Here is a 14,046-nt window from a genome sequence, read left to right on the forward strand (position 1 = left end):
GAGCAGAGAAGGGGCCGGACCGCAGAAACGCCTCTCGGCGCGAGGCCGCTCGAAGCGGCTATAAGTGGAGCCCGGGGTTACTGCGATCCGGCTCCCGCCAGTCTACCAAAGGCCTCCGCGGTGGCGGCGAGCGGCGTTCGCAGTGGGTGAACGCGGGTTGCGCGTCACTCCAGGGAGTCGCCCCGCCACAGCCGCGCGCAGCTCACGAGCTCGGCCGCAGTGGTCGAGAGGCGCAGGGCCCGGGTGGTCAGCTCGCTCGCCCGGGCGGGGTTCACCGGCTCCACGTCGTCGGCGACCGAGACGGCTCCGGAGGCGCTCACGCGGCAGAACGCCGCGGCACGGTCCAGTGCCACCGCGAAGTCGCCGTCGAAGACGCCGCGGAGGATCCGGTCGGCCAGCTCAGTGATCTCTGCCGGCCCCGTCGGTGTGCTCGCTCCGGCGACCACCGGGTCGATCGTGGCGGAGAGCTCGACTCCGCGCTGGTAGAGGAAGCTCGTGCTCTCGGGGTCCTGCCGGATGACCAGCCGCAGCAGGTAGATCCGCCACAGCGCACCCGGCAGGCTCGCCGCGCTGGACCGCGCCCAGAGCTCGGCGAGGGCGTCGATGCCGTTGTGGTCGGTGTACTCGACCAGGCGGTCGATGACCACCGGGTCGGGGTCGTTCCGGACGCGGCTCAGCAGTGCGATCGCGGTCTCGTGGGCGACGCGGCTGATCTGCGCCGGGTCCTCTCCTCCCTGGAACGCCTCGAAGACGTGGGAGGGGAACTTGGTCGGCTTGTGGAAGCCGTCTGTCATGGGGCCGCCTTCCGCGGTCGTGCGCGCGGACGCTCTCGCGCTCGCGCTCCGTAGGGGGTTCGAGGAGGGTAACGCGTGCTCCTGCGCGGGTATGCCCGCGGGGAGGACGCGGTCCGCTCCGGGATCGTCCGCCTGCTCCGGGCCGCACCTGCTCCGGGGGCGCCGACGGCCCGCTACCCTGGAGCGCGCGGGCCTCTAGCTCAGTTGGCAGAGCAGCGGACTTTTAATCCGCGGGTCGTCGGTTCGAGCCCGACGGGGCCCACTCGATCGGGGTCGTCGCGGGACGGCTCCTGCGGTCGGTGGTTGCCACCCCGCATAAACTCCGCGCATTGCTGTGCCCAGGTGCAACCGACCCCGACCGATTGGCGTCGGAGGGGACCCGCGGACGACTCGCCGCGGGTATGTCTATAGCTTGCTCTGCGCAGGCCGCGCGACATACGGGACCTAAGTCGACAGCTTGCTGCGGGCCGGCCGCGCTGACTTACCGCTGGTAAGTCGACAGCTTGCTGCACGCGCCGGGGGTGTGGATCCGCTCCACTCCCCCCCTCAGACCCTCTTGGTGACGAGCCACGCGTCGAGCTCGTCGGGATCCCAGACGAGGCGCCCGCCGACCTTCATCGCGGGCGCGAACGATCCCTTCGTCGTCTGACAGCGGAGTCCGTGGATCGTCTTCTTCGAGATGCCGGTGAGCTGCGTCACCTGGTCGATGGTGAGCATGCGGCGGCGACCGGCGATCAGGGCTGCTGGTCTCTCGTCGTGCACGGGGGGCTTCCGGGCAGGGAGGGCCCGCTCGAGCTCCTCGCGGACGATATGACGGATGATGTCCTCGATGCTGCTGGTCATCGACCCAGCCTCAGGGATACGCGCTCAGTGCGTATCCTCCGCCGAGGGTGTCCAAAGTGTGGAACCCCCTTCTCGAGAGCACCCGTTGCAGGTGCAACACCTGAGCCAGTTGTGGTGGATCCCACACCTGGCCCTTCTGGGACACCTGCCACTCAGCGCCTCTCTCCCGCGTCGACCCCTCCGACTGCCCGGGAGTGCCTAGACGCTCTGGAAGGCCGGGAGCGGATTAATCACCGGCTCCCGTACGGCGATACGCTTCCGACATGCTGGGGGCTGCTACTACCGACGATCTGATCCGCGTGCTTGGTGACATCGCCGACCACGACCTCTTCGACTATGTCGCACTGGTAATCCCCTCTGTCGCAGCAATCGCCAGCGTCATCGTTGCCTGGGCCGCATGGAGGACCTCGGCTCAGGCCACGAGCATCGCAAAAAGCTCCGAGCTCGCGCGCGTGAAAGCAGAAGACGAGCGCCGACTGCGCGAGGACCGGCAGCTGGAAGCCGTGAAGCATGAGCGAGAAGACGAGAAGCTCACCGCCGAAGTGGAACAGCTTGTTCTCGCGATGAACGCCTGGATCGTAGCAATGACCACCTGGGCAGATCGTGGCGGACCAGACTGGCCGAACTCGAAGCTAGAAGCGATGGCGCTGAAGCGAGGACAGGACAGTGTGGTCATGCACGACCCTCGTCCGTCCCTCTCGGAAATCGTTCGCTGCTTCCCCTCGGTGCGTCTCGCAAGCACCCACCGGCATCGCATCGTCGTCGAACCATTGCTGCGGACGATTCAGATAGTGGCGGGGTCGCCGGAGTGGGGGCATGCGGCGGGAGCGATGACTGACCTCGCGGAGCGAGCAACGGGTTGGCGGAACGGGAAGTACTCCGACGATGAAGTCCTTGGTGGAGTGAGCACCATGCTCGCTGGATACAACGATGTGTTCAGCAGACACAGCGGGTCGACTGCCTACTGACGCATCACCAGCGGTTTACCCGCGCGGTCCTGCCGTCGACGGCCAGTACCCGACGCTAGGACTGAAGCACGCGCCTTTCGTTCCACTGGTCTTCCGTCTCGGCCTCGAAGCGCCAACGGATCCTCACGGAGGTGATCCTAGGACCCGCCCCGCGGGCGAGAATCAGGAACTCGAAGGCGTCACCGTACTCAACTCGCGTAGGAAGTGGAGCGAGCACCTTCGAGAGGGCTGGCCCGAGTTCGATCGGCTGTGGCTCGAATGCGGTGATGATGATGTGTCGGCTCGAGTCGTTGCGCAGTCGACACACAGTGGAGCTGACCCGTTCCATGAGGCTCCATGTCGGCGGGAGCGCCCTCTCTGCCGCATCCGCGGACCGGGCGTGCTGCTCTGCGGAAGCAGCGGCAGCGACCGCCGACTTCTCGGCAGCCTTCACTGCCCGCTTCTCCGCGGCCTCTGCGTCTTTCTTCGCCCGCGATGCCGCGATCGCCTGCCACCACGCGACGGCTCCCGCTCCAGCCGTGACGACGAAGATCCCGATCTGAATCCAGATATTCGCGGCGTCCATGCTGCGACCGTACCCGAAGCACCAGCCGCCGCGTCTCAACGAAGAACGTCTCCTCGCCGCTCCCGAAAAAGTAGCGAGGGGGCGAGCATCACCAGTCGCCGCGCTGCGCGTCCTGGTCGCGGCGCTCGAGGGCGTTCCCGACCCGGCACGGATCGCAACGGCACCCGTTCCAGTACCTCTGCGGAGACCCGTGCTCGAGATGGGCGGCGGCCTGCACCTGCGCGGGGTTCGACTCGAGCCGCGCCACAATCTTCGCCTGCAGGTCGTCGAGCCACACGTGCCGGAGGCCGGCGTGCTCATGACTCGGCATGCCCGCTGCGAGCCATCGATGGATCGTGCGTCGATCCCGGCCCACCTGCTACGCGGCAGCGGTGATCGACAGCCGTTCCCGCGACATCACCACGCCCGCCTGTTCACGCCCGGCCGAGTCGGATTCGCCAGCGCCTTCCGGCGCGCCCAGTCGAGAAGATCCGCCTCCTCGATCTCGACCAATTGGTCGCTTATCCTCCAGTGAGGCAGGCCTTGATTCAGCCACCGCTGCACCGTCGTGCGATGCCGGCACACTCGCCGAGCCGCCGATCGAACAGAGAAAGCGCGAGGGGAGCTCTCCATGCCGGCAACTCTTCCGCTCTGCTGTCCAGAGCGCGAGTGCTCAGCGCCGGTTCGCTCCGCTTAGCGCCGGCCTGACCTTGTTCAACTGCAGGTAAGCGTTATACAGCCTGGGGATCGTCAGAACGAACAGCGTGAGTGTCCATACCGCAGCAGCGGTGGGAACTGCGCCGGCCCATCCGGAGAGCTCGGGAGTAGAGCTGAGGTTCATGCTTGCGACGAGAACCACCGCGGTCAGGACTGCGCTGAGCGTTGCAACGAGCAGCAGTGTTGCGACCTCGTCAAGCAGATCTCTTTCCGGCTCCTCCGCCTCGGAGTAGACATCGGCTCGATCGGTGAGCTTCGCTCTCAGGGTCGACAGGTGAGTGAACGACGTGAGGAAGCCGCCTGCCAGAATCGCTACTCCGGTGAGAACGGAGCCAGGCGCGCGAAGCGGGGTGCAGAAGACGAGCATGACGCCGCCCGCTAGGACAGGCAGAAGGATCAGAGCCGACCAGGCGAGACGATCAGCCTTCGTGCGGTCGGAGCCATTGCGCAGTACCTTGACGAGGCCGTGAGCGAGGTCGGTGATGTCGAACCGCATGAGGTTCCATCTCCTCTAGAGAGTTAGCTGTACACCCAGCGTGGGTGTGATGCGTCGGAGCCGATCCTCTGCAGCGGAACGGATGGCGACCGCGGTAGGCCGTTGGCCCTCCGCCAGCGGGTAGACGAACACCTCGCGGACGGACGATGGCCGGATGATGTGGGTTCGGCCAGTCCCGTCATCGTAGACGACAGCACCGTCATTGAACTGCTCGTCGACGACGTCGACATCTAAGAGAGACGCGACCTGCTGCACCGGCGTTCCTTCCGGAGCCGCCCCAGCTCCCTCGTCGCTGTCCGTGAGACCCAGCCATGCGAAGACCATCGCTCGGACTTGCTGGAGCTTGCCTGCCGGTAAACCGTCCTGCCTCACCACGACTCCGCTCGTACGTCGCCTGCCGTTCTGCACAACGTGCTTCTCGAGCTGGAGGGCGGCTCCACTGCCCTGAGACAGGACCTCGTTCAACCGGTCTACGTCGGTGACACCCTTGCCCATCAGGCGCCACCAGCCGTGCTGCTCGGCCTCGGGCTTCGCGGCATCCTGTTCCTTCATGTGGAAGCTCAGGTGCTTCAGGAAGTACTCGAAGGGTGCCAAGTTGCTGCGGTTCTCGACCACGAGAATTGCTGCGTTGCCTGAGGCGGGCAAGTAGATTGATGCTCGGAAGATGTTGGTTGAAGCCTTGCCTGTCAGTACGGCATCATCGTCCTCGCTGAGGCCAATGGCTAAATCGTGGGCACCAACCCGGCCGTAGCGGAACTCGAAATCGATGCGACTGTCGCTTGCGACCGTCGCGTACAGAACGCGGATGGCCGGCTTCGTGTCGCTATCGTCAGCTTCGGCAGTAGGAGTCCGGTTCCGGTAGGCGAGAGGTCCGGTACGTGTCAGATTGTTGATGGCCGGCAACACCTCTCGCAGCGTGCCGAGCAAGTCCTTACCGCCATTGTTCAAAGTGGCAGACGCAAAATCCTCTTGAGCCGTCTTCATGGCCTTGTGAAGGTGGAGCTGAACGAGCTGATAGCCGTACCGTGTCTTCGACGCCAAGAGTTGTCCCCAGTGCTATTCCGGGTCGCGTGCCGCGACCAAGAACGGCCTGCCGCCGCCCCTGGTGAAGAAGCTACACAGTCCCAGCGCGAGCGCGCCGAGCGACAGGCAGTTAGCTACATCACCCCCCGAAGCGTGGCACGCAGCACGGCGCCAGGGGGCCGCATCGTCTCAGGTACTCGGCGATACCAATTGACGACCCCTCCGACGGCACCATGGCCGCGGAATGACGCGGAATCCGGGCGGATCAGAGCCCCTACGCGAAAAACCCCCAGACTCTGGCGCACCGCGTCGAGCAGAACGCGAAGCGGGCTCTCGTCTACCCCCGCCCCCGGGGTACCCGCCCCCCTCTCACAGAAAGGTCGGGCATGGTGTCGGGGGTTTGGCGTAGGGTCCGCGGCATGTCGAGACGAGTGATAGCAATCGAGTGGTGTTCGAGTTGCGGTCAGGCTTCTGTGCAGGTGCAGCCTGCCGCGACGTATGCGGACAAGGGGCGGAAGGACTGCGTGGCAGACGGCTGCGGCTACCAGGAGCGCGGGGGCGTGCGTGTCCGGTAGGGGCTGGATGCGGCGCATCTGTCCCCTCGGCTAGCGTCAGCCGGTATGGACCTCGACGCTCGCCCGGAGCTCAATAAGGAACGCTTCAACTGCCCCTTCTGTGGCGCCTACACCCAGCAAGTGTGGGGTGCCCTGAACATGTACTCGACCATCAACGGCAACGGGGGGACAGGAACTGTCTTCGCCAGTGATGCGCCGCCAACGCGCGTCCTGCTTGACCGTGATCCTCCCCGCTGGGGCTTCCCGGATTGGCCCGAATGGTTCATGAGCGAGTGCTCCTCCTGCACCCGTCGGAGCGTCTGGCGTGAGGAGAAGATGGTCTTCCCGCTCGCCTCGCCGTTGCAGGCACCTCATCCGGATCTGCCGGCGGACGCGGCCGCGCTCTACGAGGAAGCACGAGCGGTCGAGCCCCACTCGCGACGTGCGGCAGCGGCACTTGCCCGGGCTTCGCTCGAGCGGTTTCTGCGATCCAGGGACGGGGCAGACCCGAAAGCCCGACTAGCTGACTTGATCGGAGACCTCAAAGGGCAGGTGACCTCCCCTCTTTGGAAGCTACTCACTGCTATCCGGTACATCGGCAACACATCCCTCCACCGCGATGCGGATGACAACGAGCTGGTTGCGCTCTTCATCAGTGGCGACGCCGCGGACGTGATTGTTCCGTTCTTCGGAGCGATCAACATGCTCGTCGAGGAACTCATCACAGCCCCAAATCGCTCGGAGGCGATCTACCTGATGATTCCCGAAGGCGTGCGCGAAATTGCGGAGCGCGAAGGGAAGAAGTAGGCGCCGCGACCGGCTCGGTGTGCAATCGACGACCGGCCGCGGCTAGGGGTGAGCTCGAGGCTCAGCTGGTGGGGCGCTCGGTCCAGTGGTCCTGGGTGGGCTTGGTCGAGTGCGGCAGGTAGACGTCGACGGCGAACATCGGGCCGACAGCGTCCCCGGGCGGCAAGAACCGTTGCAACGAGGCACGGTCACCTCGTAGATCGGTGGTGATCGCGGCGACGGGCCGGGAGAGGTCCTGCGCGTAGAAGTGCACGACGTCCCCGACGATGGGCTGCGGGATGGGTGTTCTCCTTCGGTCGTGGTGGTGGGGTGCGGCCGGCGCTGCGTGCAAGGAGGCTTGCGCGCCGGCCGCGAGGGGAGCGAGACCACCCAGGACCGCTCCCCAATCATGGTCAGCGCTTGCGAGTCTGCTCGCGCTTGAGAGCGACGGCCTGCTTGTCCAGCTCGACATTCGTCGCGATGAGGATCCGGGTGCGGCGCTCCGCGAGTCCGGCGGGTGTCGGCACCAGGAACACGGCTCCCGCGTCGACGAGTGCGCGCAGCTGGTCGAGTGGTGTCGCATCCGCCCAGGCGGGGCGCTGGGGCGCGTAGGACCGTGCCGTATTTCCACCGTCGATGGTCGCCCCGATGGCGATCCAGTACGTCGGCCACACTTGCTCGAGGTTGTCGATCACGTGTACGAGCGGCAGCTGGTCGACCTCCGAGACCCCGAGCATCGACGCGGCAGACTTCGCCAGCGCCCGAAAGCGGAGACCGAGCCGAGTCGCTGCGTTCATGCCTCGCCGGCGTCGCCATGCGTCGCGAGGTCGTCGGCGCCGTGAACGTCTGCCAGCGGCCCATGGAACAGGTCGGTAGCCTCCTGCCGCACCCGCTCGAGTTCCCTCGTGTACGCCTCACTCACCGGCTTCTGAACGCTGGCGTACCAGCGGACGGCTGAGTCACGAGCAGACCCTTCGATGTGCGCGAGGAGATTCGCTGCGACGCGGCGCCGGGTGGCGATGTCCTGGTTGGCGAGCAGAGCGCTGACCGATGCTGGCGCATCCCCGCCTCGCAGGTACTCCTCCGCCTGCTCCTTTGGCACGGCGACGGTGTCGACGTTGGGGAGCTCGAACGCGAGTGCGCGCGCGGTCCTCTCCTCGACGTCGTCGAAGCCGGGCACTTTAGATGCGATCTCGAGGAAGACCGGGTCGTTCTGGAGCACGTCGAGCGGGTGCATGTTGCTGTTGCCGATGATGAGGGCGCTCATGCCTGGTCTCCCTTCGCCGCGGCACGGGCGTCTCGACGAGCGGCGCGCTCGTCCGCCTCGAACAGACGTCGGTCGCGAGCGATCTCGATGCGCTGCGACATCTGATTTGCGCCCGACACCTCCGGCAGGGGCTCACGCTGTCCGCGCCGGCCGATCTCCTCAGCCACCTGGGCTCGTCGTTCGCTGATGGCGCTCATCTACGTCTCCTTCTCGTTGTTCACGGCAACGATCACTGCCGCCACTGCTCGAAGCGCACGCCTTGCACGCTTCGCCCTTCGTTCGTGCATCCGGCTCAGCCGGCGCCACTGATCCCGCTGCTCCGTCATCTCGGCGAGATCCAGCTCGAGCTCCCCTTCGCGGTCGATCACGACGCCTCCTCCCAGTCGCCAGCAGCGTTCACAACCCAGCCGTCGGCAGTCGACCCGGGCTGACGGGTAGGCCAGTCGTCTGCTGCTTTTTCGACGGAATCGGACACCTCCGGAGTCCTGGCAGTGTCCTGTCCTACGTCCGCGCCCACGTCACGCGTGACATCACGCGTTGCGTCACTCTCTGCGTCACGCATGGTGGGTACTCACTTGAGCTGGCCCGAGCCCTTGCTACCGGCCTTGCCGGCCCGGTAATTCGCGGCTCTGAAGCTCGCGGCCTACTTGCGTTGGGCGACCGTGGCAGCGAGCTCCTGGCCCATCACGGTCTAATTGCAGACTTCGATTCCGTCGGCAGTCAGAGCCCACAGTTCGGCCCCTACGAGCTCGTCACGCGTGACGTCATCCGTACCCTCGGGATGCAGGAAGCGGAGGGAGCGGGTCGTGATTCGACCGTCGGTGCCAGCCTCGTTCGACCACATCAGCGAGCCCGTGAAGGTCCGCCAGGCTCGGGCGGAGAGACCGTCCATGGTCGGGTTGGTGAGCCAGGGTCCCGACAGTTGTGCGTCAGTCACTCGTCGTTCACCTCCTCGAGCCAGTCGTCCGGGCTCCGCATCTCGGCTCGATGTGCTGCTGCAATGAGCTCAACGCCCAGGCGCACCGCTTCCGCGGGCAGCAGCGATCCATCGATGGCGTTCAGCGACAGATGGACTGCGGGCTGCTCCTCCTCGACGACAGCGGGCTTGATGGTGACGAGGTCGCAAGCGGTTGTCGTCAGGTTGGAGATCATGCGGACACCACCGCTCGTGCCAGGTTCAGTCGTCGGGCCTCATCGGCCGCCGTGCCGAGGGCGATCGCCAGTGCGGCCGCGGTGTCGCCATCGCACTCGTCGTTGACCTCGAGCTCGACCTTCCACTCGGCCTCGTCTTCGGTGCGGTAGACCGCGACGCGCCACTGCTCGTTGTCGAGGATGAGCGCGCGATGGACGATCCACATGTCGCCCTCGCAGTCGAGAGCGTGCGCAGCGCGGTAGTCCGAGCAGGCGGGCTCACGGCAGGGCACGAGCGCGCCGCCGAAAGCACGCGAGGACAGGGTGACAATGCGGCGCCCGTCGGCACGCTCGTGCCAGGGGAGACGCGCGTACAGGCCAGTGCAGATCAGTCGAGGGTGTGCCTCAGGCAGCGGAGGTCCCCGCGGGTGGCGCCGACGGGGCCCACCACCCGCCCAGCTGGTCGCGCTTTCCGGACAGTGCCAGGGCGCGGACAGGTCGCACCACTACCGTGCAGGGGTGCTGCCCGTCCTCCGCGTCCTCCTCCGACGGGCGCGGCTGTGCGAGGCGTGCCGCGTCCGGCCGGCCCGCCCCCGCGACCCGTTCTGCTCGACGGACTGCGCGAAGACGTACTACCTCTACCTCTGAGCAGTCCGCCGCAGCGCCCTCCGGCGCAGCCCTCGGCTCAGCGGAGACGTCACTCGTGGCAGAGCGACCACACCTCGTCCGGGTAGTCGCGGACCTTCTCACCGATGAGGAGGCGCCAACGGCCCTCCTGATGCTCGAGCAGGCGGCCGGTGACCACCTCGGAGAGCCACTCGGAGTCGATCCGGTACCAGCGGACGAGGCGGACAGTCGTCGCGGTGTGCGAGACCCGAGTCGTCATCGCGGGAGTCCCTTCTCGAGGAGGGAGCGGGGTGCTGGAGTCCAGCGGAGCGTTCGACGGGCGAACGAGGGGGGACCCGCGCCGGGACGACTCCGTTGTCGACCGGCCGGGAGACTGCGGCGGGCATCCGGCGCACCGGATGCCAGGAACTCTAGACGACCGCGTGGACGATGTCTGTCCCGTCGCCGGTCACAGCGGATGGCCCCCGTTCAGCGAGCTCAGGGCTGGACGGCGCAGTCGGCGGGGCGGGTCTGGCGGAAGGCCGCAGCCTCACGGGTGCGGGAGCGCAGCCTCCTCGCTCGACGGCGGAGGAGCCGATCGCTCGGGCCGAAGGCGCCCGACTCGAGGAGCTGGCGGAGGGACAGCGTCACCTGCCGGGCCAAGCGGGGATCGATCCTGCCGGGGATGCGGATCGCGTCGATGAGGTCGAGGGCGGTGCGCGTGGTGCGGGAGATCGCCATGACGGAACCCTAGGGACGCCGGGGCGCGGTGTGCGCGCCCCGGACGGGGGCGCCGACGGGGACTGATGCTCAGCCCCGCGGCGCCCCGGTGGGATCAGTCGTGCCCGTTGCTGCCGTCGCCGCGGCCCGTGGAGGACTGCAGGCGGTCGATGTGCTCGGAGGCCTGGGCCTTGGTGAGGTCGGCGGGCAGGGTCTCGCCCGCCTCGCGCGCGAGGGTGTCGAGGTAGCTGCGCTACGGGCCGGTCATCGGCTCGTCGCCGGTGACCCAGTCGGACGGATCCTTGCTGGCGCTGGTGTCGCTGCCGTCGTCGGCACGGGCGCCGAGGACGTCGCCCTCGGTCTTGACATCGGGATCGGTGGTGTTGTCATCGCTCATGGTGCGACCGTACGCCCGACCACCGACGCCGACGAGGGCTTGCGGAGCGGCGCCCTGCGCCCCGCTTCACGAGCCGAGCAGCGCGTGCGCGACGGTGAAGATGACCAGCCCGGCCAGGGAGCCCACGACGGTGCCGTTGATCCGGATGAACTGGAGGTCCTTCCCGACCTGCAGCTCGAGCTTCTCGGACGTCTCGCGCGGGTCCCAGCGGTGGATGGTGTCGCCGATGATGCTGGCGATGTCGGTGCGGTAGCGGTCGACCAGGTCGGCCGCGACCGATCCGATCCAGGAGTCGACGGTCGCCGCAAGGCCTGCGTCGGTCGAGAGCCGACGGCCCAGGTCGACCACGATCGACTCGATGCTGCCGCGGAGGGGGCTCGACGGGTCGTCCATCGCGCCGAGGAGGGAGGCCTTCGTCGCCTCCCAGGCGTCCCCGGCGAGCTCGCGGACGCGGGGGCTGTCGAACGCGCGGTTCTTGATCTCCTCGACCCGGGCGATCAGGTCGGGGTCGGTACCCAGGTCCTGCGCCAGCGTGGCGAGGTAGCCGTCGATCGCGATCCTGAATGGGTGCACCTGATCGTCGCGCACGGCGGCGACGAAGACGAGCGCCTCGTGGTACAGCCGCTCGTCCACCGCGCGGCTGACCGCTGAGGGCAGCCAGCTCGGCAGGCGCCCGCTGACCATGCGGGTGAAGCTCTGCGGGTTCGCGACGAGCCACGCCTCCGCCTGCTCCACCAGCGTGTCCACGAGGCGCCGGTGGTGGCCGGCCTCGACGACGCTGCCCACCAGCGAGCCCAGCGGCGGGCCCCACTGCGGGTCGAGGAGGTGGCGCCGCGCCAGCGCCTCGATCACGCGCTGCACGTCGGAGTCGTCCAGCAGGGCGATCGCCGCGCGGACGGCCGCCGCGCTCTCGCCGCCGACGCGGTGCGCGTTCTCCGGCTCCGCGAGCCAGAGCCCCGCCCGCCGGGCGATCCCGAAGGAGTCGAGCTTCTCGCGCACGATGGCGCCGCGGAGGAAGTTCTCCTCGACGAACTGCGCGAGGCTCGCGCCGATCTCGTCCTTCTTGGTCGGGATGATCGCGGTGTGCGGGATCGGCAGGCCCAGGGGCCGCCGGAACAGCGCGGTCACGGCGAACCAGTCGGCGAGCGCGCCGACCATCCCGCCCTCGCTCGCGGCCCGGACCCACTGCAGCCACGGGTAGCGCTCCTGCAGGGCGAACGACACGGCGAAGACGACGGCCATCACCACGAGCAGGCCCGTGGCGAGCCGCTTCATCCGGACGAGGGCGACGCGCTTGGCCTCGTCGTCGCGCCCGACCGCCGCGAGGGTGGTCATGACGCGGTGGGGAACCCCTCGTGGCGGATGCCCCATGCGACGGTCCACTCCTCGCCCGGCTCGAGCCAGCGCAGGCCCTGCCCGCTGTTGAACGCCTCGGCAGGAGCGGTCATCGGCTCCACCGCGATCGCGGTCTTCACGTCGTCGCCGTCGGGGAAGATCCGGGTGATGAAGACCTGGACGAAGTTGTGCGAGGCGTCGGCCCAGAGGAGCACACGGCGCCCGTCGGCTGCTCGGAGGCCGTGCACGCTCTCGCCGTCGACCATCCGGACGTCGGCCCAAGCGTCGTCGAGCTCGAGGTCGCCGATGCGGCGGCCGGAGCGGAGGTCCCACTCGGTGCCCTCGACCGGGTTCTGCACGGTGGGGTTGAGGCGCTCGTCGACCTCGATGTGCACGGCCGCGTCGACGGTGATCTCGAGCTCGTCGGTCGGGACGTCGCCGATGGCGAGGAAGGGGTGCGTGCCGATGGCGACCGGCGCCTCGTCGGCTCCGACGTTGACGACGCGGTGGACGACCTTCAGCCCGTCGGCCTGCAGCTCGTAGCGGACCGAGGTCTCGAGGTGGAACGGGTAGCCCGCCTGCGGCACGACCGGCGCGGCCAGCTCGACGAAGGAGGGTCCCTGGTCGACGAGGCGGTACGGGGTGCTGACCAGGAGGCCGTGGATGGCGTTGTGGTACTTCGGCTCGGTGATCGCGAGCTGGAGCGTCTCGCCGCGGTGGTGCCAGCGCCCGTCCTTCACGCGGTTGGGCCACGGCATCAGGACGATGCCCGAGCCGAACGGCGGGACGGTGCTCTCCGGGTAGGAGGCGGTGATCTCCACTCCGTCGACCGAGAGGTGGCGCAGCGCTGCGGCCACCTCCGTCACGACGGCGTGCAGGGTGCGTCCTTCGGCGATGAGGTCGAGGGAGAACTGGCGCCCGGTGGCGGGGGCGGGGGTGAAGTCGGCCATTCCTCGATCCTACGGACTGACGCGCTCGCCGAGCGCCCGGCAGCGGGTGACCGCGAGCCCCGCCTCCTCGAGAGCGGCGACCGGTCCGTCGGCGGCTCCCGCACCCGTGAGCAGACGGTCGAACTCGTCGGGAGCGGCGACCCGGCCGAGGTCGACCACTCCGAGCTTCGAGGAGTCGGCGACCACGACCCGGCGGGTCGCCGCCTGCAGCATCCGGCGCTTCAGGGTCGCCTCGGGGAGGTTGACGTTGGTGACGCCGGCCTCGGGGTGCACGCCGGTGCAGCCGATGAAGGCGATGTCGGCGCGGATCCGCTCGAGCAGGTCGGACGCGAGCGGCTCGACCAGCGAGTGCTGCAGCGGCCGCAGAGTGCCCCCGGTGACGACGACGGTGAAGCGCGGGATGGCCGGCTCGAGCGCCAGAGCCGTGGAGAGGCCGTTCGTGATCACCGTGACGTCGCGCAGCTCCTCCCGCGCCACGAGCGCGTGCGCGATGGCGAGCGGTGTGGTGCCCACGTCGAGCACGATGCTCTGCCCGGAGGAGACGGAGGCGGCGGCCTCGCGGCCGATCGCGGCCTTCTCGTCGGAGGCGGCGCTCAGGCCCTCCTCGAGCGAGCGCTCGCCGGTGGGCCTCGGCGCGGGGATCGCCCCTCCGCGCACCCGCTGGAGGACGCCCTCGCTCGCGAGCAGTGCGAGATCGGAGCGGACGGTGACGACCGAGACCCCGAGCATGTCGGCCATCGGGGCGACCCCGACGAAGCCCGAGCTCTCGACGGCCAGGCGCAGCCTCAGCCGGCGCTCGATCGCCGACGTGGACTCCTGCTCGCCGTCCGTCCTCATCCGCCCATCGTGCCCGCGGTCGAGTGGACTTGTCAAAGCGAAAACGAGCTTTCCTTTTCGAAGGTGCGGCCCTAGTCT

General features: G+C 68.2%; 20 protein-coding genes, 1 tRNA gene and 1 pseudogene. 4 read left to right on the forward strand and 18 right to left on the reverse strand.

Annotation, left to right across the window (positions count from 1 at the left end):
• Positions 1-164: 164 nt before the first annotated feature.
• Positions 165-794, reverse strand: a complete 630-nt coding sequence (locus tag GSU45_RS12030; protein WP_159915237.1) for a DNA-directed RNA polymerase subunit beta — start codon at positions 792-794, stop codon at positions 165-167.
• 189 nt (positions 795-983) lie between these two features.
• Here GSU45_RS12030 and GSU45_RS12035 point away from each other — a divergent pair.
• A tRNA-Lys gene (locus GSU45_RS12035) sits at positions 984-1,056 on the forward strand.
• 284 nt (positions 1,057-1,340) lie between these two features.
• On the opposite strand, the gene GSU45_RS12040 is transcribed toward GSU45_RS12035, so the two are convergent.
• Positions 1,341-1,637, reverse strand: coding sequence for a helix-turn-helix domain-containing protein (locus tag GSU45_RS12040; RefSeq protein ID WP_159915239.1), 297 nt, complete (start codon positions 1,635-1,637; stop codon positions 1,341-1,343).
• 263 nt (positions 1,638-1,900) lie between these two features.
• Between GSU45_RS12040 and GSU45_RS12045 the strand changes: the two genes are divergently transcribed.
• Positions 1,901-2,605 carry a hypothetical protein gene (locus GSU45_RS12045; protein WP_159915241.1) on the forward strand — a complete coding sequence of 235 codons (705 nt, stop codon included), beginning with the start codon at positions 1,901-1,903 and terminating at the stop codon, positions 2,603-2,605.
• A gap of 55 nt (positions 2,606-2,660) precedes the next feature.
• Here GSU45_RS12045 and GSU45_RS12050 read toward each other — a convergent pair whose 3' ends face one another.
• From GSU45_RS12050 to GSU45_RS12065, 4 genes are all read right to left on the reverse strand, one after another.
• A complete protein-coding gene (locus GSU45_RS12050; RefSeq protein WP_159915243.1) occupies positions 2,661-3,170 on the reverse strand; it encodes a hypothetical protein in 510 nt (169 codons plus the stop codon).
• Between the two features lie 88 nt (positions 3,171-3,258).
• A complete protein-coding gene (locus tag GSU45_RS12055; RefSeq protein WP_159915245.1) occupies positions 3,259-3,480 on the reverse strand; it encodes a hypothetical protein in 222 nt (73 codons plus the stop codon).
• Between the two features lie 342 nt (positions 3,481-3,822).
• The gene (locus GSU45_RS12060) at positions 3,823-4,362 is read right to left on the reverse strand and encodes a hypothetical protein (protein WP_159915247.1); all 540 of its coding nucleotides are present in this window, start codon (positions 4,360-4,362) and stop codon (positions 3,823-3,825) included.
• 15 nt (positions 4,363-4,377) lie between these two features.
• On the reverse strand, positions 4,378-5,346 hold the full coding sequence (locus GSU45_RS12065; RefSeq protein ID WP_159915249.1) for a hypothetical protein: 969 nt from the start codon (positions 5,344-5,346) through the stop codon (positions 4,378-4,380).
• Between the two features lie 659 nt (positions 5,347-6,005).
• On the opposite strand from GSU45_RS12065, the gene GSU45_RS12070 reads away from it, so the two are divergent.
• Positions 6,006-6,746, forward strand: a complete 741-nt coding sequence (locus GSU45_RS12070; protein ID WP_159915251.1) for a DUF4145 domain-containing protein — start codon at positions 6,006-6,008, stop codon at positions 6,744-6,746.
• A gap of 392 nt (positions 6,747-7,138) precedes the next feature.
• Here GSU45_RS12070 and GSU45_RS12075 read toward each other — a convergent pair whose 3' ends face one another.
• From GSU45_RS12075 to GSU45_RS12100, 6 genes are all read right to left on the reverse strand, one after another.
• Positions 7,139-7,462, reverse strand: a complete 324-nt coding sequence (locus GSU45_RS12075; RefSeq protein WP_159915253.1) for a hypothetical protein — start codon at positions 7,460-7,462, stop codon at positions 7,139-7,141.
• A gap of 56 nt (positions 7,463-7,518) precedes the next feature.
• Positions 7,519-7,992, reverse strand: a complete 474-nt coding sequence (locus GSU45_RS12080; protein WP_159915255.1) for a hypothetical protein — start codon at positions 7,990-7,992, stop codon at positions 7,519-7,521.
• Positions 7,989-8,189: a hypothetical protein gene (locus GSU45_RS12085; protein ID WP_159915257.1), complete on the reverse strand. Its 201-nt coding sequence runs from the start codon at positions 8,187-8,189 to the stop codon at positions 7,989-7,991. The genes GSU45_RS12080 and GSU45_RS12085 overlap by 4 nt, the downstream gene beginning before the upstream one ends.
• Entirely contained in the window at positions 8,190-8,360 is a 171-nt protein-coding gene (locus GSU45_RS12090; protein WP_159915259.1) for a hypothetical protein, read from the reverse strand.
• 565 nt (positions 8,361-8,925) lie between these two features.
• The gene (locus GSU45_RS12095) at positions 8,926-9,144 is read right to left on the reverse strand and encodes a hypothetical protein (RefSeq protein ID WP_159915261.1); all 219 of its coding nucleotides are present in this window, start codon (positions 9,142-9,144) and stop codon (positions 8,926-8,928) included.
• Positions 9,141-9,350 (reverse strand): hypothetical protein, encoded by a 210-nt coding sequence (locus GSU45_RS12100; protein ID WP_159915263.1) that lies wholly within the window; start codon positions 9,348-9,350, stop codon positions 9,141-9,143. The genes GSU45_RS12095 and GSU45_RS12100 overlap by 4 nt, the downstream gene beginning before the upstream one ends.
• Positions 9,351-9,642: 292 nt before the next feature.
• Between GSU45_RS12100 and GSU45_RS17385 the strand changes: the two genes are divergently transcribed.
• On the forward strand, positions 9,643-9,771 hold the full coding sequence (locus tag GSU45_RS17385; protein ID WP_279631095.1) for a hypothetical protein: 129 nt from the start codon (positions 9,643-9,645) through the stop codon (positions 9,769-9,771).
• Between the two features lie 49 nt (positions 9,772-9,820).
• Here GSU45_RS17385 and GSU45_RS12105 read toward each other — a convergent pair whose 3' ends face one another.
• The 6 genes and pseudogenes from GSU45_RS12105 to GSU45_RS12130 form a co-directional block, all read right to left on the reverse strand.
• A complete protein-coding gene (locus GSU45_RS12105; protein WP_159915265.1) occupies positions 9,821-10,009 on the reverse strand; it encodes a hypothetical protein in 189 nt (62 codons plus the stop codon).
• Positions 10,010-10,227: 218 nt separating this feature from the next.
• Positions 10,228-10,470, reverse strand: a complete 243-nt coding sequence (locus GSU45_RS12110; RefSeq protein ID WP_159915267.1) for a hypothetical protein — start codon at positions 10,468-10,470, stop codon at positions 10,228-10,230.
• A gap of 94 nt (positions 10,471-10,564) precedes the next feature.
• A pseudogene (locus GSU45_RS12115) lies at positions 10,565-10,846 on the reverse strand (DUF3072 domain-containing protein).
• Positions 10,847-10,912: 66 nt separating this feature from the next.
• Positions 10,913-12,181, reverse strand: coding sequence for a DUF445 domain-containing protein (locus GSU45_RS12120; RefSeq protein WP_159915269.1), 1,269 nt, complete (start codon positions 12,179-12,181; stop codon positions 10,913-10,915).
• Positions 12,178-13,131 carry an aldose 1-epimerase family protein gene (locus tag GSU45_RS12125; protein WP_159915271.1) on the reverse strand — a complete coding sequence of 318 codons (954 nt, stop codon included), beginning with the start codon at positions 13,129-13,131 and terminating at the stop codon, positions 12,178-12,180. The genes GSU45_RS12120 and GSU45_RS12125 overlap by 4 nt, the downstream gene beginning before the upstream one ends.
• A 9-nt stretch (positions 13,132-13,140) precedes the next feature.
• Positions 13,141-13,968 carry a DeoR/GlpR family DNA-binding transcription regulator gene (locus tag GSU45_RS12130; protein ID WP_159915273.1) on the reverse strand — a complete coding sequence of 276 codons (828 nt, stop codon included), beginning with the start codon at positions 13,966-13,968 and terminating at the stop codon, positions 13,141-13,143.
• Positions 13,969-14,046: the final 78 nt, after the last annotated feature.

Origin of the sequence: Rathayibacter sp. VKM Ac-2801 (assembly GCF_009834245.1) — a bacterium.
In the GTDB taxonomy this organism is placed as follows: domain Bacteria; phylum Actinomycetota; class Actinomycetes; order Actinomycetales; family Microbacteriaceae; genus Rathayibacter.

What these genes read in the sequence shown, in the direction of transcription:
- GSU45_RS12030 (WP_159915237.1), bottom strand. Translation starts at nt 794, where the DNA reads ATGACAGACGGCTTCCACAAGCCGACCAAGTTCCCCTCCCACGTCTTC.
- GSU45_RS12040 (WP_159915239.1), bottom strand. Translation starts at nt 1,637, where the DNA reads ATGACCAGCAGCATCGAGGACATCATCCGTCATATCGTCCGCGAGGAG.
- GSU45_RS12045 (WP_159915241.1), top strand. Translation starts at nt 1,901, where the DNA reads ATGCTGGGGGCTGCTACTACCGACGATCTGATCCGCGTGCTTGGTGAC.
- GSU45_RS12050 (WP_159915243.1), bottom strand. Translation starts at nt 3,170, where the DNA reads ATGGACGCCGCGAATATCTGGATTCAGATCGGGATCTTCGTCGTCACG.
- GSU45_RS12055 (WP_159915245.1), bottom strand. Translation starts at nt 3,480, where the DNA reads ATGCCGAGTCATGAGCACGCCGGCCTCCGGCACGTGTGGCTCGACGAC.
- GSU45_RS12060 (WP_159915247.1), bottom strand. Translation starts at nt 4,362, where the DNA reads ATGCGGTTCGACATCACCGACCTCGCTCACGGCCTCGTCAAGGTACTG.
- GSU45_RS12065 (WP_159915249.1), bottom strand. Translation starts at nt 5,346, where the DNA reads ATGAAGACGGCTCAAGAGGATTTTGCGTCTGCCACTTTGAACAATGGC.
- GSU45_RS12070 (WP_159915251.1), top strand. Translation starts at nt 6,006, where the DNA reads ATGGACCTCGACGCTCGCCCGGAGCTCAATAAGGAACGCTTCAACTGC.
- GSU45_RS12075 (WP_159915253.1), bottom strand. Translation starts at nt 7,462, where the DNA reads ATGCTCGGGGTCTCGGAGGTCGACCAGCTGCCGCTCGTACACGTGATC.
- GSU45_RS12080 (WP_159915255.1), bottom strand. Translation starts at nt 7,992, where the DNA reads ATGAGCGCCCTCATCATCGGCAACAGCAACATGCACCCGCTCGACGTG.
- GSU45_RS12085 (WP_159915257.1), bottom strand. Translation starts at nt 8,189, where the DNA reads ATGAGCGCCATCAGCGAACGACGAGCCCAGGTGGCTGAGGAGATCGGC.
- GSU45_RS12095 (WP_159915261.1), bottom strand. Translation starts at nt 9,144, where the DNA reads ATGATCTCCAACCTGACGACAACCGCTTGCGACCTCGTCACCATCAAG.
- GSU45_RS12100 (WP_159915263.1), bottom strand. Translation starts at nt 9,350, where the DNA reads ATGTGGATCGTCCATCGCGCGCTCATCCTCGACAACGAGCAGTGGCGC.
- GSU45_RS12105 (WP_159915265.1), bottom strand. Translation starts at nt 10,009, where the DNA reads ATGACGACTCGGGTCTCGCACACCGCGACGACTGTCCGCCTCGTCCGC.
- GSU45_RS12110 (WP_159915267.1), bottom strand. Translation starts at nt 10,470, where the DNA reads ATGGCGATCTCCCGCACCACGCGCACCGCCCTCGACCTCATCGACGCG.
- GSU45_RS12120 (WP_159915269.1), bottom strand. Translation starts at nt 12,181, where the DNA reads ATGACCACCCTCGCGGCGGTCGGGCGCGACGACGAGGCCAAGCGCGTC.
- GSU45_RS12125 (WP_159915271.1), bottom strand. Translation starts at nt 13,131, where the DNA reads ATGGCCGACTTCACCCCCGCCCCCGCCACCGGGCGCCAGTTCTCCCTC.
- GSU45_RS12130 (WP_159915273.1), bottom strand. Translation starts at nt 13,968, where the DNA reads ATGAGGACGGACGGCGAGCAGGAGTCCACGTCGGCGATCGAGCGCCGG.